Origin of the sequence: Janthinobacterium sp. SUN176 (assembly GCF_030587335.1) — a bacterium.
Lineage (GTDB): Bacteria > Pseudomonadota > Gammaproteobacteria > Burkholderiales > Burkholderiaceae_D > Janthinobacterium > Janthinobacterium kumbetense.
On sequence record NZ_JAPWIA010000001.1, the window covers coordinates 3,700,363 to 3,723,356 of the forward strand.

Here is a 22,994-nt window from a genome sequence, read left to right on the forward strand (position 1 = left end):
AAAAACCGCTAAAATTAGCAAAACTCCGGCCCGGACGAGCTTCCAAGCATGCGTCCGGGCTTCAAGCAAACCTTAACAAAGCGCAGCCTCCCGCGCGGCGAACTCATACGATGCTCACATTTCAACAAATTATCCTGACCTTGCAAACCTATTGGGACAAGCAAGGTTGCGCCCTGCTCCAGCCTTACGACATGGAAGTCGGCGCCGGCACCTTCCACACCGGTACCTTCCTGCGCGCGATCGGCCCGGAGCCTTGGCGCGCCGCGTATGTGCAGCCGTCGCGCCGCCCGAAAGATGGCCGCTATGGCGAAAATCCGAACCGCATGCAGCACTATTACCAGTATCAGGTGGTGCTCAAGCCCGCGCCGGAAAACATCCTCGACCTGTATCTGGGTTCCTTGGCCGCGCTGGGCCTGGATTTGAAGCAGAATGACGTGCGCTTCGTCGAAGACGACTGGGAAAGCCCGACCCTGGGCGCCTGGGGCCTGGGCTGGGAAGTCTGGCTGAACGGCATGGAAGTGACCCAATTTACCTACTTCCAGCAAGTGGGCGGCCTCGATTGCAAGCCCGTGCTGGGCGAAATCACCTACGGCATCGAACGCCTGGCCATGTACCTGCAAGGCGTGGAAAACGTGTATGACCTGGTGTGGACCGAGTGGGAAGAGAACGGGGTCACGAAAAAGCTGACCTACGGCGACGTCTTCCACCAGAACGAGGTGGAGCAGTCGACCTACAACTTCGAGCACGCGAATACGGACCTGCTGTTCGAACAGTTCGGCAACTACGAAGCGGAAGCGAAGCGCCTGATCGAGCTGCAACTGACCCTGCCCGCCTACGAGAAGATCATGAAGGCCTCGCACAGCTTCAATATGTTAGATGCGCGCGGCGCCATCTCGGTGACGGAACGCGCCGCCTACATCGGCCGCGTGCGCACCCTGTCGCGCCTGGTGGCGCAAGCGTATTACGACTCGCGCGAGCGCCTCGGTTTCCCGATGCTGCCCGCCGCAGACCAACCCGCCGCCGCTTGATCGCCTAGCTCATACACCGCCGTACCAGACAAGAACACCATGAACCAAACACTGCTCATCGAACTGCTGACCGAAGAACTGCCGCCGAAAGCGCTGGCCAAACTGGGCGCCGCCTTCACGGCCGGCATCGTCAACGGCCTGAAGGCGCGCGACTTCCTGGAAGCCGACAGCGTCGCCACCAGCTACGCCTCGCCGCGCCGCCTGGCCGTCTCCATCACCAACGTGCGTGAAGTCTCGCCCGATAAATCGATCCGCGAAAAAGTCTTGCCCGTCTCCGTGGCGCTGGACGCGAACGGCAACGGCACCCCGCCGCTGGCCAAGAAACTGGCCGCGCTGGGCTTCCCCGAGCTGACGGTGACCGAGCTGGAACGCGCCGCCGACGGCAAGGCTGAAAGCTTCTTCTACACCTACACGGCGCCCGGCAGCCAGCTCGCCACGGGCGCGCAAGCTGCCCTGGCCGAGTCGGCCGCCAAGCTGCCGATTCCAAAGCTGATGAGCTATCAGCGCCCGGACGGCACCACCGTGCAATTCGTGCGTCCGGCCCACAGCCTGATCGCCCTGCACGGCATCAATATCCTGCCATTGACCTTGCTGGGTTTGACGGCCGGCCGCACCACCCTGGGCCACCGCTTCCTCACCGACGGCGAACCGATCACCATCGCGCACGCGGAAAACTATGCGCCGTCGCTGATCCTCAACGCCAGCGTCATCGCCAGCAACGAGGAACGCAAGGAGCGCATCCGCGCCCAGTTGCTGGACAAGGCCGGTGCCGACCAGGTGCTGATGCCCGAAGCGCTGCTCGATGAAGTCACGGCGCTGGTCGAATGGCCGGTCGTGTATGAGTGCCACTTCGAGGAAGAATTCCTGGCCGTGCCGCAGGAATGCCTGATCCTCACCATGCAGACGAACCAGAAATACTTCGCCCTGACGGACAGCGAAGGCAAGCTGCGCTCGCGCTTCCTGATCGTCTCGAACATCGAGACGGACACGCCAGAGCACATCATCGGCGGCAACGAGCGCGTCGTGCGCCCGCGCCTGTCCGACGCCAAGTTCTTCTTCGAGCAAGACAAGAAGAAGACCCTGGCATCGCGTCTGCCGCTGCTGGCCAATGTCGTCTACCACAACAAGCTGGGCACGCAAGCCGCGCGCACAGAGCGCGTCAAGTCGCTGGCCGGCGCCATCGCCGCCAAGCTGCAATATGACGTCGCCCTGGCCGAACGCGGCGCCCTGCTGGCCAAGGCCGATTTGCTGACCGACATGGTGGGCGAATTCCCCGAGCTGCAAGGCATCATGGGCACGTACTACGCGCGCCATGATGGCGAACCGGAAGAAGTGGCGCTGGCCGCCTCCGAACACTACCAGCCGCGCTTTGCCGGCGACAGCCTGCCATCGACCGCCACCGGCACCGCCGTGGCGCTGGCCGACAAGCTCGAAACCCTGGTCGGCATCTGGGCCATCGGCCTGGCGCCGACGGGCGACAAGGATCCGTTCGCGCTGCGCCGCCATGCCCTGGGCGTGCTGCGCATGCTGCTGGAAAAACGCTTGCCCCTGTCGATCCAGGGCTTGCTGGCCGATGCGGCTGCGCAGTTCGCAGCCGCTCCCGGCTTCAAGGACCCGGTCGCGGATGTCACCACCTTCATGCTGGATCGCCTGCGCGGCATCCTGCGCGAGCGCGGTTTCTCGCCGAATGAAATCGAAGCCGTCGTGGCGCAGAATCCGGACCGCCTGGACGACATCGTGCAGCGCCTGGAAGCCGTGCAGGCGTTTGCCGCCCTGCCGGAAAGCGCCTCGCTGGCCGCCGCCAACAAGCGCATCACGAACATCCTGAAAAAGAACGAAGAAGCCGTGAGCCAGGTCGCCGCCGGCGGCGTCAACGTGGCGCTGCTGCAGGACGAGGCGGAGAAAAAACTGGCCGCCGCCGTCTCGCGCGTGCAGCCGGAAGTTGACGCGGCCTTCGCCAAGGGCGACTTCACCAGCACCCTGCAAACGCTGGCGCAGCTGCGCGACGACGTCGATGGCTTCTTCAACGACGTGATGGTGATGGCCGAGGATGTCGCCCTGCGCAACAACCGCCTGGCCTTGCTGTCGTCGCTGCACGGCATGATGAACCGCGTGGCCGACATTTCGAAGCTGGCGGCATAATGGGCACGCCGGCGCTGAAACTGATTATTCTCGACCGCGACGGCGTCATTAATCATGACTCGCCGGACTTCATCAAGTCGCCTGCCGAATGGCTGCCGATCCCCGGTTCGCTCGAAGCGATCGCCCGCCTGAACCAGGCCGGCTATCGCGTCGTCATCGCCTCGAACCAGTCGGGTATCGCGCGCGAATATTTCGACATGACGGTCTTGAACGCGATCCACCAGAAGATGCATACCCTGGCGCAGCAGGTGGGCGCCGATATCGACGCCATCTTCTTTTGCCCGCATGCGGGCGCGGACAATTGCGACTGCCGCAAGCCGAAGCCCGGCATGTTCCATGAAATTTCGCAGCGCTACAACACCAGCCTGAAAGGCGTGCCCACGGTCGGCGATTCGCTGCGCGACCTGCAGGCAGGCTTCATCAGCGGCTGCGTGCCCTACCTGGTCCTGACGGGCAAGGGCGAGAAGACCAATGAAACGGGCGGCCTGCCGCCTGGCACCCAGGTCTTCCCCGACCTGGCCGCCGTCGTCAGCCACCTGCTCAAGGCGCCAGCGACACCGGCGCCCACAGTGGCATTCAGTATCTAATCTTCGGAGAACCGCATTGCGTAATATTTCCCTGTTCCTGCGATCCCTGCTGTTCATGATCATCATGATCGTGGCCACCATCGTCTGGGCCTGCGTGTGCTTTTTTGCCGCGCCATTGAGCTACAACAAGCGCTATTGGGTCACCTCGCGCTGGAACGTGTTTATCCTGTGGTGTGCCAAGGTCATTTGCGGCATCCGCTATGAAGTCAAGGGCGCAGAGAACTTCCCCGATGCGCCGGCCATCGTGCTCTCGAAGCACCAGTCGGCCTGGGAAACCATCTTTTTGCTTCCCAGCCTGCCACGTCCACTCGTATATGTGTTCAAGAAGGAGATTTTGTACATCCCCTTCTTCGGCTGGGCCATGGCGCTGCTGCGCATGATCCCCATCGACCGCAAGCAGGGCAAGCATGCGTTCAAGAGCGTCGTCGCGCATGGCAAGCGCCGCCTGGCAGATGGCCAATGGATTATCATGTTCCCTGAAGGTACCCGCATTCCCGTGGGCCAGGCGGGCAAGTACAAGAGCGGCGGCACGCGTTTGGCTATCGCCACGGGCGCCGTGGTGGTGCCGATTGCGCATAATTCAGGCGAATGCTGGCCCAAGCAGTCATTCCTCAAACGCCCGGGACTGATTACCGTCTCGATAGGCAAACCGATTTCGCCGGAAGGGCAAACCCCGGACAGCATGATGCAACAGGTGGAAAATTGGATAGAATCAGAAATGCGCGTCATTTCGCCTCACGCCTACAACGCTGGCTAGACGGCATCAGCGCGGTCATCCAGGAGCCGACACTGCGCCAGCAGATGAAGACCATCAGGGTCGGCGACCAGCAACTGGATTTGTTCGCGCATGACGTCTCGACCAGCACGCCCCCGGCGGTGCGCCCCACGGCACCGCCAGCGCCGCCCGTGGCGCCACCGCTAGTGGCACCCGCGCCCCCCATCGCTCGTCCTGCCCCGCCTCCCCTGCCTTCCCCGCCACGCACCGCCGATGGCCCGCCACTGCGCCAGCTGCAACTGGGCAGCCACCTCGTCGAATTTGCCCTGCGCCGTTCCACGCGCCGTTCCATCGGCTTCATGATCGACGATAACGGCTTGCGCGTCACGGCGCCCAAGCGCGTCACCCTGGCCGAAATCGACAACGCCATCCGCGCCAAGCAAGGCTGGATCGTCTCGAAACTGCTGGAACGGGGCGAGCGCAAGGTGCAGCGCCAGCAGCGCCCGCCCGTGGCATGGATCGACGGCGCCGTGCTGCCCTACCTCGGTGGCGACATCACCTTGCGGTTGCACCAGGCACCGCGCCACCGCGCCAACTTCCAGCGCGAGACGAATGAGCTGCACGTTTGGGTCACGCCCACGGGCAGCGAACAGCAGTTGAAGGAAAAAGTGAAGGGATGGTTCCAACACGAAGCGCGCCAGCTGTTCGAGGCGCGCCTGGACGTGTATGCGGACAAGCTGGGCGTCCAGTACGATTCCTTGTCGCTGTCGTCGGCCGGCACGCGCTGGGGCAGCTGCACCATCGAGCGCAAGATCCGCCTGAACTGGCGCCTGATCCATTTCGCCCTGCCGCTGATCGACTACGTGGTGGCGCACGAACTGTCGCACCTGCTGGAAATGAACCACAGCCCCCGCTTCTGGGCCACCGTGGAATCGATTTATCCCGATTACGATGGCGCCAAGCAGGCGCTCAGAAAACGCTCGCAGGAATTACCAGTCCTGTTCAATTAAGCTGGCAGCAAAGGCTGGATCGCAGCGATCGTGCGCGGCGTGGCGCCCCGGTGCTGGCTGGCAAACGCCAGCGCTTTTTCTCCCATAGCCGCCAGACGCGCGGGATCCTGCAGCAGGGCCGCCGCCTGCGCCATCAGCGCGTCGGCGTCCGCCACCAGCGCGGCACCGCCTGCAGCAATTGCCTGTTCGGTCACCAGCGCAAAATTGAAGGTGTGGGGGCCGATCAGCACGGGCTTGCCCAGGGCCGCCGGCTCGATCAGGTTTTGCCCGCCCAGCGGCAGCAGACTGCCGCCCACGAAAGCGCAATCGCAGGCCGCGTAATACGCAAACATCTCGCCCATCGAGTCGCCCAGCAGCACCTGCGTGCCCGCCGCCACGGCATCGCCCTGCGCCAGGCCGGACCTGCGCTGCACGGCCAGGCCCTGCGCCGCGATGAGTTTTTCCACCTCGTCAAAGCGCTGCGGATGACGCGGTACGATCAGCAGCAACGCATTCGCGGGCAGGCTGACGCGGGTCAAGGCGTCGAGGATCAGCTGCTCTTCCCCTTCGCGCGTGCTGGCGCACAGCAGCACCGGGCGCTGGCCGATGGCGCCGCGCAGCCAGGCGCCTGTCGCCAGGGCCGCCTCGGGCACGACGACGTCGAACTTGATGCTGCCCGTGACCACCACGTCCTGCACACCCAGCTGACGTACGCGATCGGCGTCGTCCTGCGTCTGCGCCGCGACCAGGGTGATGCCGCGCGCCGCATCGGCGATGAGTTTACCCAGGCGCTGCGCCTTGCCCAGCGATCGCTGCGACAGGCGCGCATTGGCCAGCACCACGGGCACTTTGTAGCGATTGCATTGCTGGATCAGGTTTGGCCACACTTCCGTCTCCATCAGGATGCAGATGCGCGGCGCGAAATGGCGGATGAAACGGGCCGGCATGGCGCCCGTGTCATACGGCAGGTAGCTTTGCACAAGGCGCGCGCCGTGTTTCGCAAACAGTGCCTTGCCCGTGGCGCGCCCCGTCGGCGTCATGTGCGTGAGGACGATGCGGCACGCGGGCCATGCGGCCAGCAGCGCATCGATCAACGGCTCGGCCGCGCGCGTCTCGCCGACGGAGACGGCGTGCAGCCAGATGGTGTCGGGGGCAGGTGTGGCCTGGCGCCCGTAAAAGCCCAGGCGCTCGCCCCAGTGCCGGCGATAACCGGGTTCCTGGCGTCCGCGCAGCCACAGCCGCGCCAGCACCAGGGGCAAGGCCAGCCACCAGGCAAGGGTATAAAGAAGTCGCATGTTTGTTTAACGTTGAAGTCAGGCGGGAGGGTGGTCGGCCAGCAGGCGCCGCGCCGCGGCCAGCACTTCCGGCACGCCGGGCGGCGCGCCTTTGTCGCCCAGGTTGATGATTCTCGGCGACCAGTTGCCTTCCGTTTTCCACAGCGGCGAATCGGCATAGATTTCCACCGTCGGACGCACAAAGGCGGCGGCGATATGCGTCAGGCCCGTGTCGACGCCGATCACCAGCGCCGCATGGCGCGCCAGCAGGGTGGCGTCGCCCATCGACAGCTTTGGCAGCAGGCGCGCGTTGGGCAGGCTGGCCGCCAGTTGTTCGGCTTCCGCCTTTTCCTTGGGCGAACCCCAGGGCAGCAAAATCGGCATGGGCGCGAGCGCGTGGCCCAGGGCGATCCAGTTCTCCCGCGCCCATTTCTTGGCGTCGCGCGCCGTGCCGTGGAAATACACGCAGTAGGGCGCCTCGCCCATCCAGTCCGGACGCGCTTCGCTGGCCGATACGTCCGGCAAGCCGAAATCGGCCGGCGTGTCGACCGTATAGCCGAGTGCCGCGCCGGCCACCAGGCGGCCGCGCGCTACCGCATGCGTACGCGGGTCGAGCGGAATGCTTTTCGTATGAAAAATGCGCGAGATGCCTTCGTAGCCGGAGCCTTCGCTGCCATTGGCCAGGCCGACTTTCTGTCCGCCCGGCGCCAGGCGCGCGGCACCCATGATGATGCCCGTCTTGAGCAAGCCCTGGGTATCGAACACATAATCGTAGCGCGTCTGCCGCAGGCTGCGGAAAAAGGCAGCGATTTCCGCACGCGTTTCTTTCTTGCCCAGGCTCTTGCGCCAGCGCCGCAGCGCGAACGGGAAGATGGTACCCACGCGCTGGTTCAGGCGCACCAGGCTGACGTAACCCTCTTCGACCACCCAGTCGATGGTCGCATCCGGATAATGGCGGGCGATGTCCGCTACCATCGGCAGGTTATGCAGCACGTCGCCCAGCGAGGACACCCGCACCAGCAGGATTTTCAAGGGCGCCTGTGCGCCAGCTTGGCCGGCCATGCTGTCAGAACGGCAGCACAGCGTCTGGCTTGGCGGCCAGGATCACGCTCTTGAACTGTCCTTGGATGCGCGCCAGCGCTGCCGGCGTTTCCGCTTCGAAGCGCATGACGATCACCGGCGTGGTGTTCGACGAACGGGCCAGGCCGAAACCATCCGCATACTCCACGCGCAAGCCGTCGATGGTGATGATCTGCTCATTGCCGGGGAAGACGGCGTCGCGGCGCAGCATGTCCATCAGCGCGACATTCTCGCCTTCCTTCAGTTCCAGGTGCAGTTCGGGCGTGCTGTCGGACTGCGGCAAGGAGTTCAGCAGGCTTGACGGATCCGCTTCGCGCGTGAGGATTTCCAGCAGGCGCGCAGCCGAATACAAGCCGTCGTCGAAACCGTACCAGCGGTCCTTGAAGAAGATATGGCCGCTCATTTCGCCACCCAGCGGCGCACCCGTCTCGCGCAGCTTGGCTTTTACCAGCGAGTGGCCCGTCTTGTACATCAGCGGCACGCCGCCATGCTTGGTGATGTAAGGCGCCAGGTGGCGCGTGCATTTGACGTCGTACAGGATTTGCGCGCCCGGATGGCGGGTCAGCACGTCGGCCGCGAACAGCATCATCTGGCGGTCGGGGTAGATGATCTGGCCATCCTTGGTGACCACGCCCAGGCGGTCGCCGTCGCCGTCGAAGGCGATGCCGATTTCCGCATCGGTCTCGGCCAGGCAGCGGATCAGGTCTTGCAGGTTTTCCGGATGCGCCGGATCCGGATGATGGTTCGGGAAATTGCCATCGACTTCACAGAACAGTTCGATGACCTCGCAGCCCATGCCGCGGAACAGGTCGCCCGCAAATGCGCCGGCCACGCCATTGCCGCAATCGACGGCGATCTTGATCGGGCGCGCCAGCTTGACGTCACCCAGGATGCGCTCCAGGTAGGCGGCGCGGATATCGTGCGTGGCATAGCTGCCTGGCGTGCTGCTGGCGCTGCCGTCGTGCGCGACGATGCTGTGGTACAGGGCCTGGATCGCTTCGCCGTGAATGGCTTCACCGGCCAGCACCATCTTGAAGCCGTTGTAGTCGGGCGGATTGTGGCTGCCCGTGACCATGATGCCGGAACGCGTGTCGAGCACATTCGTGCCGAAGTAGACCATCGGCGTGGCCACCACGCCCAGGTCGATCACGTCGACGCCTGCAGCTTGCAAGCCCTGCGCCAGCGCCGCCGTCAATTCCGGCCCCGACAGGCGGCCATCGCGGCCGATCACGACCCGCTGCTCGCCCTTGGCCAGGGCGGCCTGGCCAAATGCCTGACCGATCTTGTGGGCCACGCTGGCATCGAGGGTTTTAGCGATGATGCCGCGAATATCGTAGGCCTTGAAGATCGTTCTGGACAATGGAAGCATGGTGTGGGCGGTATAAAGAGGGTCAAATAGGGTGCCTGGCAAGGCGCAGCGCGGGGCTGACGGCTTGCTACTGCGCCAAGAGTATACCGAATTATACGCGCAGCAGATCGATCGACTTGCCCGATTCCACCCATTGCCTGACCCACAGCGGCTGGCGGCCACGGCCTGTCCATTGTTCGGTCGCATTGTCAGGATGGCGGTAACGCACCGCGACTTTGCCCGTGCGCGGGTGCAAGCCGTCGAGTATCAACTGTTTCAGCGGAATACCCGCCTGCTGCGCGATGGCCATGATCTGTTCGCGCGCCTTGTTCAAGTCTTCACGTTCGCGGCTGTTCAATTCCTGCTTGATATTATCTTCCAGCTTGCGCAATTCCAGCATCGTCATCGTAGACAGATCCATCCCGTACATCCTTTATATTAATTTAAATAATAAAATAGCGTGAAATATACTACATTGCATAAACATCTGCGCAGAGTTGCATAATCCATCGCCTATTGAATCACGGCTATCGGCTTATTTATCTGCTCCACATTAAGATTCAATGAAAAATATGCCGAAAGTACGCGTAGAAAATAAATAAACATGGATGAGTGGTATTCCGGCAGCCTGCGCAGGCCGCTTGCAAGATCAGCGTGGCGCGGCTATCCATTCCGATAAACGCGCTGGCGGATAATTATCGATATACGCCAGCGGGAAATGCCGCCCCATTAAATCTCCGGCAGCATAATCGGCATCCGCTTTTCTTCCCGCCGGCCGTGCGCGCAATCGGGTACCGACCAGGAATGCACCCAACGCCAAAGGGCAGGCATGCTTATAATGCAGGCGCGTAGTTCACTTCACCCCGGCACATATGAAAACTTACTTTATCGGCGATCTGCAAGGCTGCCATGCACAAACCATCGAACTGATCGAACGGATCCAGGCGGCAGCGAATGGCCCGTACCGCCTGCTGTTCGCTGGCGACCTGATCAACCGCGGCCCGGCCTCGCTGGCCACGTTGCGCCACGTGCACGCGCTTGCGCAGCAGGGCCTGGCCGACAGCGTCCTGGGCAACCATGACTTGCACCTGCTGGCCGTGACCAACGGCATCCGCCCCGAGCATGCGTCCGATACGCTGGCCGAAATTCTCGACGCGCCCGACCGCGACGAGTTGATCAACTGGCTGCGCCAGCGGCCGTTGGCACTGGCACACGATGGCCACGTGCTCGTGCATGCGGGCTTGCTGCCACAATGGAGCGCGGCCCAGGCCCTGTCCCTGAGCGGGGAAGTGTCCGCGATGCTGCGCAGCGACGGCTGGGTGGCCTTCCTGCGCACCATGTACGGCAACGAGCCGGCCGCCTGGCGCGACGACCTGCAGGGCGCCGACCGGCTGCGCTGCATCGTCAACGCCATGACGCGGCTGCGCTTTTGCACGCCGGAAGGCGTGATGGACTTCAAGATGAAGGAGAGCGGCAGCCCGCCGCCGGGTTCCGGCCTGCTGCCGTGGTTCGACGTGCCGGGACGGCGCAGCGCCGGCGACACCATCGTCTTCGGCCACTGGTCGGCGCTGGGACTGCTGCTGCGGGAGCACCTGATCGGCCTCGATAGCGGCTGCGTCTGGGGTGGAAAACTGTCGGCCGTGTGCCTGGAAGACCGCTCGCTGCTGCAAGTCGCCTGCCCCGCCTTCCAGCAGCACAGCGGCAAGCGCTAGATGGCAAGCATGGCGCGCATATGCTTAGTCGAAATCGGTCGTTGGCCTTGCCGCGCGCAGCCCGTATGATGCAGCTTTTGCCTTTGCGATCCCATGCATCCTGATACCGACAGACTGGCGCGCTGGCTGCTCGGCAGCCTGGAACTCGACACCGCCGTCCTGCATGTGGGCCAGTACTGCGGCCGCTGGCGCGCCTCCACGGCGGGCCGGGAACTGGGCAGCTTTCACCTGGTGCTCGATGGCCACTGCTATCTGCACCTCGACGGGGCGGCGCCGATTGCGCTCGGCCCGCGCGACGGCGTCTTCCTGCTGCGCGACTTGCCGCACTTCCTCAGCCCGCACAGCGACCCGCTGCAGGCGGTCAGCGCGCAAGCCATGCTGCCGCTGCAGTCGTCCACGGACCAGCCGGCGACGGCGCTGGCCTGCGGCTTCTTTCAATTTCGCGGCGCACTCTCCGCGCTGATCGTCGACTCCTTCCCGCCGTACCTGCTGATACGCGGCGACGCGCCCGCCTTCAGCGCCGCTGCCGCGCTGTTCGACCTGATACTGGCGGAAGCCGGCGGCGACCCGGAACAACCGTCGCCGCTCATCGCGCGCCTGGTCGAACTGCTGTTCTTTTACCTGATACGCCATGTGGCGCAGGGCGAACAGGTGGCGGCCGGCCTGCTGTCGCTGCTGCACCAGCCCGCATTTTCGCCGCTGCTCGAACGCATGCTCGACGCCCCCGCCGACGACTGGTCGATCGAGAACATGGCCAAGGCCGCGTGCATGTCGCGCGCCAGCTTCTGCAAGCATTTCGCCAGCGCCAGCGGCCACTCGCCGGCACAGTTCCTGCTCCTGCTGCGCATGAAGATCGCCGCGCGGCGCCTGCACGATGGCGTCTCCGTCGAACGCGCGGCCGAACTGGTGGGCTACCGCTCGCACGCCGCCTTTACGCGCGCCTTCAAGCGGGTCACGGGTGAACAGCCAGGCGCCTACCGGCGCGACCAGCGCCAGCGCCAACTGGCCAGCTGAAATCAAGGATCGCACAATCGCAGACGAACGAGCACAAAAGGACGACGCTGACGTCTGTTACCTGCACGGCATGGCCGATATAATGCATGAGTGACTTACCAACTTAGCAAGGTACCCCATGTCCCGTCTGACGCTGCACACTCTCGATACCGCCCCGGCCGATAGCCGCCCCTTCGTGGAAAAGGCCATCGCCAACAATGGCTTCCTGCCCAACCTGATCGGCGTGCTGGCCAATGCCCCGCTGGCCCTGGAAACCTATCTGACCGTCTCCGGCATCAATGCGCGCGCCAGCCTGACGTTAATGGAACGCGAAGTGGTGCAAATCACGGCCGCGCGCATCCACGGCTGCGATTTCTGCATCGCCGGCCATAGCGCCATCTCGCTGAAAAAAGCGGGCCAGACGCCCGATACCGTGCGCGCGCTGCAGCATGGCCAGCCGACGGGCGATACAAAGCTCGACGCCGTCGCCGCCTTCGCCACGGCCGTCATCGCCACGCGCGGCGCCGTCAGCGACGCCGAATATCAAACCTTCCTGGCGGCCGGCTACAACGAACAGCAGGCGCTGGAAGTGGTGCTGGGCATCAGCCTGGCGACGCTGTGCAATTTCTCCAACAGCCTGGCCGGCACGCCCGTCAATCCGCAATTGACGCCCTACCTGCCTGGCGCCGTCTGACATGGGCCACCTCAATCACTGGCTGCACACGCATGCCGACCAATTGGACCAATCGTCGGACCTGGCTGAAACCATTTTGCCAGCCCTCGCTGGCGACCAGTTGCTGGCCATCGGCGTGCCGCAGGAACACGGCGGCGCGGGCGGCGACGTACGCGACGCCATCGACGCCATCGCCAAAGTTGCCGAGCAATCGGTGACGGCGGCCTTTGTTTTCTGGGGCCAGCGCTGCTTCATCGAATTCCTGCTGCAAAGCGAGAACCGCGCCCTGGCCGAACGCCGCTTGCCTGGCCTGCTGGCAGGCACGCAGGCCGGCGCCAGCGGCCTGTCGAACGCCATGAAATTCTTGTCCGGCATCGAACAACTGCAAATCACGGGCGCGCGCCAGGAAGACGGCTTGCTGGTCGACGGCGGCCTGGCCTGGGTGACGAACTTGCGCAAGGCGGGCTTTGTCGCGGCGGCCGCCGTGGCGCCGAACGATGGCGCGCCCCCTGTCATCGTCGCCTTCGACAGCGGCACGGCAGGCGTGCAGCGCAGCGACGACCTGGACCTGATCGCCCTGCGCGGCAGCAATACGGCTTCCGTCAAGCTGGCACAGGTGCACATTCCCGCCGCGGACATCATCAGCGACAACGCGCCGGCCTGGCTGCCGCAGGTGCGCCCATCGTTCCTCGGCATGCAGTGCGGCCTGTCGATCGGCCTGGCGCGCGCCAGCCTGGCCAAGGCGGCGCAGATTTCGGCCGGTTCGCGCAACGCGCTCACGCCGCGCATCGAAGCGCTGCAAGCGACCCTGGAGGCCGCCGTCGCCACCTTGCTGGCCGGCGTGCACGATGGCCGCTTCAAGGCGCAGGCGCCGGCCATGTTCCGCCTGCGCATACAGCTGGCCGACGTACTGCAGCAGGCGCTGATGCTGGAACTGCAAGCCATGGGCGGGCGCGCCTATCTGAACGCCGAGCAGCAGGGCTTTGCCCGCCGTTGGCGCGAATCGTCGTTCATCCCCATCGTCACTCCCAGCCTGACGCAGTTGCAGGCAGCCTTGCAGCTGTTCGACAGCCAGCAGGCGGCCAAGGCGGCGGGAGCGCCGGCATGAGCGTTGCTGATTGGGCCTTGCAGGCGCAGGATCTGAGCTATGCCTATGCGGGCAGCGCGCCCGTGTTCCAGCACGTGTCTCTGGGTGTGCGCAAGCGCGAAATCGTCTGCCTGCTGGGCGGCAGCGGCTGCGGCAAATCGAGCCTGTTGCGCGTGCTGGCCGGCTTACAGCCGCCGTCCACGGGCGAGATTCAATTCCTCGATGCCCCCATGCGCGAACCGGACCCGCGCAGCGCCCTCGTCTTCCAGCAAGCCAGCCTGCTGCCCTGGCTGAACGTCACGGGCAACGCCGGCTTCGGCCTGGACTTCAAGCACCAGCCGCAACTGACGTGCGAAGCGCACCAGGCGCGCGTGGCACAAGCCATCGAGGCGGTGGGATTGAAGGGACGCGAAAAGCTGTATCCATCCGCCCTCTCGGGCGGCATGGCGCAACGCGTGGCGCTGGCCCGTGCGCTGGCGCGCGAACCGGAACTGCTGTTCGCCGATGAACCGTTTTCCGCACTCGACGCCATCACGCGCGCCGAGATGCAGTCGCTGCTGGTCGACGTGGTGCACCGCTGGCACACTGCCGTGCTGCTCGTCACGCACGATATCGATGAAGCGATCCTCGTGGCGGACCGCATTCTGCTGATGGGCGGCAAGCCGGGCAACATCGTGCGCGAATGGCCCGTCGCCATCGCTCAGCCCCGCATCGGCCACAGCGCAGACGTCATCGCCCTCAAGATGGACATCCTCGACGCCCTGCAAGCGCTGCAAAAGCAGGATCAAACGCCCGCCCTCGCTCCCAATTAATCGACCGGAACTTTCCCATGACATTCGAAGATCAAAACAAACCCCTGCATATCTGCGCCTCGTCCGATTGCGACTGCGGCCTGACGCGGCGCGACTTCCTGCGCATGTCGGCCCTGGCCACGGCCAGCGTGGCTTCTCCCCTGCTGTTCGCCGGTGACGCCATGGCCCAGCAAGGCCCGAAAGGCGACGACCAGCCCGTGAAAATCGGCTACCTGCCGATTACCGACGCCACCCCGCTGCTCGTCGCCCACGCCCGCAAGCTGTTTGAAGCGGAAGGCCTGCAGGCGGAAACACCTCGCTTGTTCCGCAGCTGGGCGCAGATCATCGAAGCCTTCGTCGCCGGCCAGGTCAACGTCATCCACCTGCTGTCGCCGGCCACCCTGTGGGTGCGCTACGGCGCCAAGTTCCCCGCGAAAGTCGTCGCCTGGAACCACGTCAACGGTTCCGCGCTGACGGTGGCCAACGAGATCAACAAGGTCTCCGACCTGGGCGGCCGCACGGTCGCCATCCCGTTCTGGTACTCGATCCACAACATCCTGCTGCAGCAAATCCTGTCCTCCAACGGCCTGACCCCGGTCACGCGGGCGCGCAATGCCGCCATCAAGCCGAATGAAGTCAACCTGATCGTGCTGGCGCCGGCCGAAATGGTCTCGGCCCTGGCCAGCAAGTCCATCGCCGGTTACATCGTGGCCGAACCGTTCAACGCGGCGGCGGAAAACGCCGGCATCGGCAAGATCCTGCGTTTTTCGGGCGACGTGTGGAAAAACCATGCATGCTGCGTCACCTTCCTGTCCGAGCGCGACATCAACACGCGCCCCGAATGGGCGCAGAAGGTCACCAACGCCATCGTCAAGGCGCAGTTGTGGACGCGCTCGAACCAGGTCGACACGGCCAAGCTGCTGTCGAACGTGGGCGAGCACCGCTACACGCCGCATCCGCTGCAGGTGCTGACCAAGGTGCTGGCCACCACCGATTACGCCGGCTATGAAAAGCAGGGCCTGATCGTGCACAAGAACTGGCAGCAGCGCCGCATCGACTTCCAGCCATATCCGTTTGCCTCGTACACGGAAGAACTGGTGCGCGCCATCGGCCGTACCAAGGTCGAAGGCGATACGCGCTTCCTGGCCAACCTCGATCCGAAGTTCGCCGCGCGCGACCTGGTCGATGACCGCTTCGTGCGCAAGACCATCACGGCAGTCGGCGGCCCAGCCGCCTTCGGCTTGCCGGCCAACCTGCTGCGCAGCGAAACCGTGGCGGTCTGACGATGGCAAGCAAGTTGTTCACGAAGTTCGGCCTGCCCCTGGTGGGGCTGGCCTGTGCCTTGCTGCTGTGGTCCATGGGCGTGACGGCACTGGAGAAATCCACGCCCATCGCCACCGCCTTCGCGCCCTTGCCCACGGCGCTGGCGTTCCAGGAGATGGTGGGCGGTTCGGATATCTGGCTGCACGTGGTATTGAGCCTGCAACGGGTGGCCGTGGGCCTGGGACTGGCGATCGTCATCGGCGTGCCGCTGGGCGTGCTGGTGGCCATGTCGAAGAGCTTTTCCGGTGCGGCCATGCCGCTGTTCCAGTTGCTGCGCATGATTTCGCCGTTGTCGTGGATGCCGATCGCCGTGATGGTGCTCGGCGTCGGTGATGCGCCCGTGTACTTCCTGCTGGCGTTTGCGGCCGTTTGGCCGATTTTGCTCAATACGGCGGCCGGTGTGGCGCGGCTCGATCCGAACTGGCTGCTGCTGGCACGCAGCCTGTCGGCCACGCGCAGCGAAATCGTCTTCAAGGTGATTTTGCCGGGCATCACGGCCGATATCCTGACGGGCGTGCGCCTGGCCATCGGCATCATCTGGATCGTGCTGGTGCCGGCGGAAATGCTGGGCGTGTCGGCGGGTCTCGGTTACTTCATCCTCGATACGCGCGACCGCCTCGCGTATTCGGAGCTAATGGCCGCCATCGTGCTGATCGGCATACTCGGGTTTATCCTCGACCACCTGGCCCGTGCCGCGCATGCGCGCTGGCTGCACGTCAAAAACTAGGCGGTCTTTTCCAGCGGCAGCGCGGCGGCCACCGCCGCCTGCGTTGCCGTCGCCAGTTCGCGCCGGTGCGCATCGAGCGTCGCCACTGGCGCCAGACAGGTCAGGCGCGCCGTGATGGGCGGGCCGCTCAGGATCGCCACCATGCTTTGCGCAAAGCTCATGTCGCCGATGAAGTCGACGGCATGGTGCAAGGCCCCCTTGTCATCCACATACACGAGCGCGAACGGCTGCACCGGCACTTGCGCGTCGATGGCCGCCTCGAACAGGTTGGCGTGAAACGGCAGTATCTGTCCTTGCGCGGCGGTGGTGCCTTCGGGGAAGAACGCGATGCGCTCGCCCGCCGTCAATTTATCCACCAGGCCCTGGAAGATCAGGCGCAAATCGCGCTTGCTACCGCGCGAAATGAAGATGGTGCCGGCGCGTCCCGCCAGCCAGCCCAGGATGGGCCAGGCGCGGATTTCCGCCTTGGCGACGAAACGGCAAGGGTGCACGGCATTGATGACGAAGATATCGAGCCACGACACGTGGTTCGCCACCACCATCGCATGGTCGAGCGCCGGCACGCTGTCCGCCGGCTGCGCCACGTGCACGCCGCAGATATCGAGCAGCTGCGTCGACCAGCGGCGGATGCGCCGGTTGCGCCCCTCCAGGTCCAGCCAGGGAAAGAGCACGGCGCTCTTGGCCATGCCGCAGCTCAGGTGAATGGCGATGCGCGCGAGGCGGTAGGTAAGCAGAAGTTTCAAATCACACCAACAAATAAACCAGAACCGAAATCCGGGAGCAGACAAGGGATGCCGGGGCAGCGTGCCCCGGTCCACGGATCTGATTTTTTAACGCTGAAACGCCACCTGTCCGGCGACGATGGTCGCCTTGACGATGCCGCTCAGCTCATAGCCGAGGAAAGGCGTGTGCTTGCCCTGGCTGGCCAGCGACGCCGACGACACGGTCCAGCGCGCGGCGGGATCGAAGACGCAGATGTCGGCCGCTTCGCCCACGGCCAGGCTGCCGGCAGGGATGCCGGCGACACGGGCCGCGTCGGCCGTGACCTTGGCCACGGCGCGCGCCAGCGGACGGGCGCCCGCCTGCGGCTGCGCCAGCGCATAGTCGTCGGCCCATTTCAGGGCCAGCGACAGCAGCAGTTCCAGGCCAGTGGCGCCGGGCGACGCTTCGCCGAACGGCAGCAGTTTCTCATCGTCGTCGACGGGCGTATGGTCCGAGCACATGGCGTCGACCGTACCGTCGAGCAGGCCGGCGCGGATCGCATCGCGGTCGCGCTGGCTGCGGAACGGCGGCGTGACCCTCGCGTTCGGGTCGAAGAAACCGATATCGGCGTCCGTCAGGTGCACATGGTGCACGCCCACGTCGCAGGTGACAGGCAAGCCTTCGGCCTTGGCCGCGCGGATCAGTTCCAGGCCCGCCGCCGACGAAATGCGGCACAGGTGCACGCGCGCGCGGCTGGCGCGCATCAGCTCGAAAATCGTGTGCAGCGCGATGGTTTCGGACATCACGGGCACGCCGGACAAGCCCAGGCGCGATGCCAGTGGGCCGCTGTGGGCGATGCCGCCGCGGCCGATGTGCGGGTCTTGCGGGCGCAGCCAGACCGTGTAGCCGAAGGTGTTCGCGTACTGCATCGCACGCAGCAGCACGGTGGTGTCTTCGATCGGCTCTTCCGCCTGCGCAAAGCCGATACAGCCCGCTTCCGTCAATTCGGCCATCTCCGTCAGCGACTTGCCCTTCAAGCCCATGGTCAGTGCGCCCAGCGGATGCACGTGCGCCTTGTTCTGCGTCTTGGCGCGGTATTTCAGCATTTCCACCAGACCCGGCTCGTCGAGCACGGGGTCCGTGTCGGGCGGACACACCAGGCTCGTGACGCCGCCCTGAAGGGCTGCCTGCAATTCCGATTCCAGCGTTGCCTTGTATTCGTAGCCCGGCTCGCGCAGGCGCGCGGACAGGTCGACCAGGCCGGGGGAGACCACCAGGCCGGCCGCGTCAAAGGTGGTGTCGGCGGTGAAACCGGCCGGGGCACTGCCCACGGCCAGCACCTTGCCGTCGGCGATAAACAGGTCTTGCAAGCCATCGATGCCGTTGGCAGGGTCGATCAGGTGGCCATTCTTGATATGTAGTGTCGTCATGCTCGCTTACTCGTCCTTGGGCTATCAGCCCTGATTACCAGCCAAAATACTCATCACCGCCATGCGCACGGCGATACCGAACGTCACCTGCGGCAGAATCACCGCCTGCGGACCGTCGGCCACGGCCGAATCGATCTCCACGCCGCGGTTCATCGGGCCCGGATGCATGACGATGGCATCCGGTTTTGCCAGCGCCAGGCGCTCGGGCGTCAAGCCATAGCTCTTGAAATATTCCTGCGCCGACGGCAGCAGCGCGCCGCTCATGCGTTCATTTTGCAGGCGCAGCATGATGATCACGTCCACGCCTTTGAGGCCTTCATCCATGTTGGTGAAGGTGCGCACGCCCATCTGTTCCAGGCCGCCCGGCAGTAGGGTATGCGGACCGATGGCGCGCACTTCCGGCACGCCCAGGGTGGTCAGCGCGTGGATGTCGGAACGGGCCACGCGGCTGTGCAGGATATCGCCCACGATGGCCACCGTCAGGTTGGTGAAATCCTTCTTGTAGTGGCGGATCGTGTACATATCGAGCAAGCCCTGGGTCGGATGCGCATGGCGTCCGTCGCCCGCGTTGACCACGTGGACGTGCGGCTGCTTCGTGTCGATCAGGTGCTTGGCGATCAGGTAGGGTGCGCCCGACTGCGCATGGCGCACGACGAACATGTCGGCATGCATGGCCGACAGGTTGTCGATGGTGTCGAGCAGGGACTCGCCCTTGCTGGCCGACGACGCCTGGATGTTCAGGTTGATGACGTCGGCCGACAGCCTTTTTGACGCGATCTCGAAGGTGGTGCGGGTGCGTGTGGAGTTTTCAAAGAACAGATTGAAAACGCTCTTGCCGCGCATCAGCGGCACCTTTTTCACATCGCGGTCGGAGATGCCGACGAACGAGGAAGCGGTATCGAGGATGTGGTTGACGATAGACTTCGGCAAGCCTTCAATCGTCAGCAGATGTTGCAGTTCGCCGTGTTTATTCAGTTGCGGATTAAGCATGGTGGGTATCTATGGTGAGCGTGAATTTTCCATCGTCGGCTTGCTTCAGGACCAGGGCCTGGCCCGGCGGTACGGCTGTAAAGGCGGCCACGAAATCGGCGGCAACCGGCAGCTGGCGTTCGCCGCGGTCGACCAGGGCGGCCAGCATGATCTTCGCCGGGCGACCATAATCGAACAATTCGTTGATGGCCGCGCGCGTGGTGCGGCCCGTGTACAGCACATCGTCGACCAGCAGGATGGTGGCGCCGGCCACGTCAAAGCTGATTTGCGTCGGCTTGACGTCGGCATGCAGCCCCTTCTGGGCGAAGTCGTCGCGGTAGAACGAGACATCGAGCACGCCCAGGCGGTCGAGCAGGTTCAGGTCGCGCGCCAGGCGTTCAGCCAGCCAGGCGCCGCCCGAATGGATGCCGACGATGGCCACGTTGGGGATGCCCGCCAGGCCGCTCTGCACCTGTTGCAGCAAGACCGCGTACAGGGCCTCGGCGTCGAGTTGGGAAGGATTCGTAGGATGCGGCATAGGGTTCTTGATCATTCAGGAATGGGTCAAAGGTCAGATTAATAATTCGCGTCGAAATACTGTTGCAGGATGATGGCGGCGGCGCGGTCATCGATGACTTCACCCCGCTTGGCGGCGATGACGGCCGATGAATAACGCTCGTCGACCAGTTCCACCGGCAGGTTGAAGCGGCCATGCACCTGGTTGGCGAAGCGGCGACAGCGCGCGCTCATTTCGTGTTCCGTGCCATCGGGATGGCTGGGCAAGCCCACCACGATGCGGCTCGCGCCCCACTCCTTGATCAGGCTATCGATGGCGGCAAACTTCGGCTCATTCGCCGTGGCCGTGATCACGCTGAGCGGCTTGGCCTGGCAAATCATGGTATTGCCGATGGCCACGCCGATGCGTTTCAAGCCGAAATCGAAGGCGAGGATGGTGTCGATGGCGTCACCGCTCATGCGTGGCCAGCCTCGCTGGCGAGCATGAGGGGATCGATACCGAGCAACTTGATGGCCGCCACATAGCGCTGCTCGATGGGGAAATCGAACAGGATGTCGGCCGAGGCGCCCACCGTCAGCCAGCCGTTGCGGCCGATCTCGTCTTCCAGCTGGCCCGGACTCCAGCCCGAGTAGCCGATCGAGACCAGCATGCGCTCGGGGCCATCGCCCTTGGCGACGGCTTCGAGCACGTCGATCGAGGTGGTAAACGCCACTTCATCGGTCACCGTCAGCGACGAGGAATAGCGCGCGCCCGGCGTATGCAGCACGAAACCGCGGTCGTCCTGCACCGGACCGCCGAACATGATCGGTTCGTTGATGATGGGCGTGTCGCTGCCGGCCGCCAGTTTCAGGTCGATACGGTCGAACAGCACTTCCATGGTCATGTCGGTGGGCTTGTTGATGACGACGCCCAGCACGCCGTTTTCATTATGTTCACACACGTACACGACCGTGCCGCCGAAGATCGGATCTTGCATGGCCGGCATCGCAATGAGGAAATGGTTGGCCAGATTCAGGGTGGAGGAACCGGTCGCGGCCGGCTCTCCCACACCCTGCATCAAACGATGTCCTGGTAGAGTCTGGTCGATTTTACTCTTTTTCATACGCGATGCTCTCTCTGTGGGCTTGCTGGCAAGTCTCGCTTACCCCGCTATCGTACGCCTGGCACCTCCTGCCGCGAATGTTGGGCGGCGAGAGCCGTGTTGCCAGGCGCTATTCTTGTTATGTTATAAATTAATGGTCAATTCGCTTTGCCTGCAGGCGCATTTCAATGCCAATTGTAAAATTGATTGCAAAATCGCTGTCGCACATAAAGCACCACGAACATACCCGGTAGTTTACACTGAATTGCCGCCGCAGCGACGCCAAAGGCGCGACGCGAGCGGCGATAAAGCCCCGTTGGCGGCAAAAAATGGCCTATCTTTGACCCTGAACACGCGAAATAATGACAATCAAGACTTCCCTGGTGTGGTTCCGGCGCGATCTGCGCGCGTTTGATCATGCTGCACTGCATCACGCCCTGCGCCAGAGCCAGACCGTGCATTGCGTCTTCGTGTACGACACCGCCATCCTGGCGGTCCTGCCGCGCCGCGACCGGCGGGTCGACTTCATCCATGCCAGCCTGGCCGAGCTCGCTGGCGAGCTGCGCCAGCTGGGCGGCGACCTGATCGTGCTGCACGCAGACGCGGCCGAGGCCATCCCGCGCCTGGCCGCCGAATTGAACGCCGACGCCGTCTTTGCCAACCACGACTACGAACCGCAGGCCATCGCGCGCGACGCCACGGTGGCCGCCGCGCTCACGCGCGATGCGCGCCTGTGGTTCAGTTTCAAGGACCAGGTGATCTTTGAAAAGGACGAAGTGCTGACGCTCTCGGCCAAGCCGTATACCGTCTACACGCCGTACAAGAATGCCTGGCTGAAGAAAATGCGCGCGGAACCCGGCTGCCTGGCGCCATTCGCTATCGAGCCGCATGCGGCCAGCCTGGCGCCGCCGCGCGCCGGCACACCGGTGCCCCTGCCCACCTTGGGCGAGCTGGGTTTCGAACCGAGCAACCTGGCCGAGCTGGCCATTCCCACCGGCATGTCGGGCGCCAGCATGCTGTTCGAGGATTTCCTGCCGCGCGTGGCCCGCTACGACGTGGCGCGCGATTTCCCCGCCCTGAAGGGACCGTCCTACCTGTCCATGCATCTGCGCTTCGGCACCGTGTCGCTGCGCTACCTGGTGCGCACCATCGTCGACCTGATGGATAGGGGCGGCGGAGGCGATGGCGCGCCCGTCTGGCTGGCCGAACTGATCTGGCGCGATTTCTACGCCATGATTTTGTACCAGAACCCGCACGTGGAAGGCGGCGCCTTCAAACCGGCCTACGACGCCATCGCCTGGGACACGGGTCCCGAAGCCGATGCCGCCTTTGCCGCCTGGTGCGAGGGACGCACCGGCTATCCGCTGGTGGACGCGGCGATGGCGCAACTGAACCAGACAGGCTATATGCACAACCGCCTGCGCATGGTCACGGCCTGCTTCCTGATCAAGGACCTGGGTATCGACTGGCGCCGCGGCGAAGCGTATTTCGCGCTGCACCTGAATGACTTCGACCTGGCGTCGAACAACGGCGGCTGGCAATGGGCTTCGTCGTCCGGCTGCGACGCCCAGCCCTACTTCCGCATCTTCAATCCGATCACGCAATCGGAAAAATTCGATGCCAGCGGGCGCTTCATCCGCCGCTATCTGCCGCAGCTGAAGGCGCTGGGCGACAAGGAAATCCACGCACCCTGGCTGGTGCCGCGCATGCTGCTCGAGCAAAAAAACATCGTGCTGGGGCGCGACTATCCGGAACCGCTGGTGCAGCACGACGAGGCGCGCAAGGAGACCCTGGAGCGCTATGCCGTGGTAAAGGTGGTGGCGTAG

Annotated in this window: 23 protein-coding genes; 13 read left to right on the plus strand and 10 right to left on the minus strand. The window is 64.2% G+C overall.

From position 1 onward, the window contains the following. Positions 1–110 precede the first annotated feature (110 nt). From glyQ to O3299_RS16745, 5 genes are read left to right on the plus strand one after another with little or no spacing between them, the layout of a single operon-like run. Positions 111–1,028 carry a glycine--tRNA ligase subunit alpha gene (gene glyQ / locus O3299_RS16725; RefSeq protein WP_034780177.1) on the plus strand — a complete coding sequence of 306 codons (918 nt, stop codon included), beginning with the start codon at positions 111–113 and terminating at the stop codon, positions 1,026–1,028. Between the two features lie 39 nt (positions 1,029–1,067). Then, positions 1,068–3,170 (plus strand): glycine--tRNA ligase subunit beta, encoded by a 2,103-nt coding sequence (glyS, locus tag O3299_RS16730; protein WP_305062746.1) that lies wholly within the window; start codon positions 1,068–1,070, stop codon positions 3,168–3,170. Continuing rightward, positions 3,170–3,757, plus strand: coding sequence for a D-glycero-beta-D-manno-heptose 1,7-bisphosphate 7-phosphatase (gene gmhB, locus O3299_RS16735; RefSeq protein WP_072455078.1), 588 nt, complete (start codon positions 3,170–3,172; stop codon positions 3,755–3,757). Before glyS ends, gmhB begins: the two co-directional genes overlap by 1 nt. 16 nt (positions 3,758–3,773) lie before the next feature. Beyond that, a complete protein-coding gene (locus tag O3299_RS16740; RefSeq protein WP_034746739.1) occupies positions 3,774–4,514 on the plus strand; it encodes a 1-acyl-sn-glycerol-3-phosphate acyltransferase in 741 nt (246 codons plus the stop codon). Positions 4,515–4,558: 44 nt separating this feature from the next. Continuing rightward, a complete protein-coding gene (locus O3299_RS16745) occupies positions 4,559–5,482 on the plus strand; it encodes a M48 family metallopeptidase (RefSeq protein WP_099666555.1) in 924 nt (307 codons plus the stop codon). On the opposite strand, the gene waaA is transcribed toward O3299_RS16745, so the two are convergent. The 4 genes from waaA to O3299_RS16765 form a co-directional block, all read right to left on the minus strand. Beyond that, positions 5,479–6,756: a lipid IV(A) 3-deoxy-D-manno-octulosonic acid transferase gene (gene waaA / locus O3299_RS16750; protein WP_289900314.1), complete on the minus strand. Its 1,278-nt coding sequence runs from the start codon at positions 6,754–6,756 to the stop codon at positions 5,479–5,481. The genes O3299_RS16745 and waaA overlap by 4 nt on opposite strands. Before the next feature lie 18 nt (positions 6,757–6,774). Continuing rightward, complete coding sequence (gene waaC, locus O3299_RS16755) at positions 6,775–7,797, minus strand: lipopolysaccharide heptosyltransferase I (RefSeq protein WP_305053995.1); 1,023 nt, start codon at positions 7,795–7,797, stop codon at positions 6,775–6,777. Between the two features lie 4 nt (positions 7,798–7,801). Continuing rightward, entirely contained in the window at positions 7,802–9,184 is a 1,383-nt protein-coding gene (locus O3299_RS16760; RefSeq protein WP_305053996.1) for a phosphomannomutase/phosphoglucomutase, read from the minus strand. A gap of 91 nt (positions 9,185–9,275) precedes the next feature. After that, positions 9,276–9,584 carry an H-NS histone family protein gene (locus O3299_RS16765; protein WP_289917266.1) on the minus strand — a complete coding sequence of 103 codons (309 nt, stop codon included), beginning with the start codon at positions 9,582–9,584 and terminating at the stop codon, positions 9,276–9,278. 451 nt (positions 9,585–10,035) lie between these two features. On the opposite strand from O3299_RS16765, the gene O3299_RS16770 reads away from it, so the two are divergent. The 7 genes from O3299_RS16770 to O3299_RS16800 all read left to right on the plus strand — a co-directional run bounded on the left by O3299_RS16770 (position 10,036) and on the right by O3299_RS16800 (position 16,469). After that, positions 10,036–10,875 carry a symmetrical bis(5'-nucleosyl)-tetraphosphatase gene (locus O3299_RS16770; RefSeq protein WP_305053997.1) on the plus strand — a complete coding sequence of 280 codons (840 nt, stop codon included), beginning with the start codon at positions 10,036–10,038 and terminating at the stop codon, positions 10,873–10,875. 93 nt (positions 10,876–10,968) lie between these two features. Beyond that, the gene (locus tag O3299_RS16775) at positions 10,969–11,889 is read left to right on the plus strand and encodes an AraC family transcriptional regulator (RefSeq protein WP_289917271.1); all 921 of its coding nucleotides are present in this window, start codon (positions 10,969–10,971) and stop codon (positions 11,887–11,889) included. A gap of 118 nt (positions 11,890–12,007) precedes the next feature. Beyond that, positions 12,008–12,562, plus strand: coding sequence for a carboxymuconolactone decarboxylase family protein (locus O3299_RS16780; protein ID WP_099666548.1), 555 nt, complete (start codon positions 12,008–12,010; stop codon positions 12,560–12,562). A gap of 1 nt (position 12,563) precedes the next feature. Beyond that, positions 12,564–13,649: an acyl-CoA dehydrogenase family protein gene (locus tag O3299_RS16785; RefSeq protein ID WP_305062747.1), complete on the plus strand. Its 1,086-nt coding sequence runs from the start codon at positions 12,564–12,566 to the stop codon at positions 13,647–13,649. Continuing rightward, positions 13,646–14,440, plus strand: coding sequence for an ABC transporter ATP-binding protein (locus O3299_RS16790; RefSeq protein ID WP_305062748.1), 795 nt, complete (start codon positions 13,646–13,648; stop codon positions 14,438–14,440). The genes O3299_RS16785 and O3299_RS16790 overlap by 4 nt, the downstream gene beginning before the upstream one ends. 17 nt (positions 14,441–14,457) lie before the next feature. Then, on the plus strand, positions 14,458–15,702 hold the full coding sequence (locus O3299_RS16795; RefSeq protein ID WP_305062749.1) for an ABC transporter substrate-binding protein: 1,245 nt from the start codon (positions 14,458–14,460) through the stop codon (positions 15,700–15,702). A gap of 2 nt (positions 15,703–15,704) precedes the next feature. Next, positions 15,705–16,469: an ABC transporter permease gene (locus O3299_RS16800; RefSeq protein ID WP_305062750.1), complete on the plus strand. Its 765-nt coding sequence runs from the start codon at positions 15,705–15,707 to the stop codon at positions 16,467–16,469. Here O3299_RS16800 and O3299_RS16805 read toward each other — a convergent pair. The 6 genes from O3299_RS16805 to O3299_RS16830 form a co-directional block, all read right to left on the minus strand. Beyond that, entirely contained in the window at positions 16,466–17,212 is a 747-nt protein-coding gene (locus O3299_RS16805) for a 1-acyl-sn-glycerol-3-phosphate acyltransferase (protein WP_305062751.1), read from the minus strand. The two genes, O3299_RS16800 and O3299_RS16805, sit on opposite strands and share 4 nt — an antisense overlap. Positions 17,213–17,299: 87 nt before the next feature. Beyond that, a complete protein-coding gene (locus O3299_RS16810) occupies positions 17,300–18,601 on the minus strand; it encodes a dihydroorotase (protein WP_099666542.1) in 1,302 nt (433 codons plus the stop codon). 24 nt (positions 18,602–18,625) lie between these two features. Next, on the minus strand, positions 18,626–19,591 hold the full coding sequence (locus tag O3299_RS16815) for an aspartate carbamoyltransferase catalytic subunit (RefSeq protein ID WP_034746695.1): 966 nt from the start codon (positions 19,589–19,591) through the stop codon (positions 18,626–18,628). Then, positions 19,584–20,108, minus strand: a complete 525-nt coding sequence (gene pyrR, locus O3299_RS16820; protein WP_034780225.1) for a bifunctional pyr operon transcriptional regulator/uracil phosphoribosyltransferase PyrR — start codon at positions 20,106–20,108, stop codon at positions 19,584–19,586. The genes O3299_RS16815 and pyrR overlap by 8 nt, the downstream gene beginning before the upstream one ends. Before the next feature lie 38 nt (positions 20,109–20,146). Beyond that, a complete protein-coding gene (gene ruvX / locus O3299_RS16825; protein WP_223278885.1) occupies positions 20,147–20,545 on the minus strand; it encodes a Holliday junction resolvase RuvX in 399 nt (132 codons plus the stop codon). Beyond that, on the minus strand, positions 20,542–21,144 hold the full coding sequence (locus O3299_RS16830; protein WP_034746689.1) for a YqgE/AlgH family protein: 603 nt from the start codon (positions 21,142–21,144) through the stop codon (positions 20,542–20,544). The genes ruvX and O3299_RS16830 overlap by 4 nt, the downstream gene beginning before the upstream one ends. 386 nt (positions 21,145–21,530) lie before the next feature. On the opposite strand from O3299_RS16830, the gene O3299_RS16835 reads away from it, so the two are divergent. Continuing rightward, positions 21,531–22,994: a deoxyribodipyrimidine photo-lyase gene (locus O3299_RS16835; RefSeq protein ID WP_305062752.1), complete on the plus strand. Its 1,464-nt coding sequence runs from the start codon at positions 21,531–21,533 to the stop codon at positions 22,992–22,994.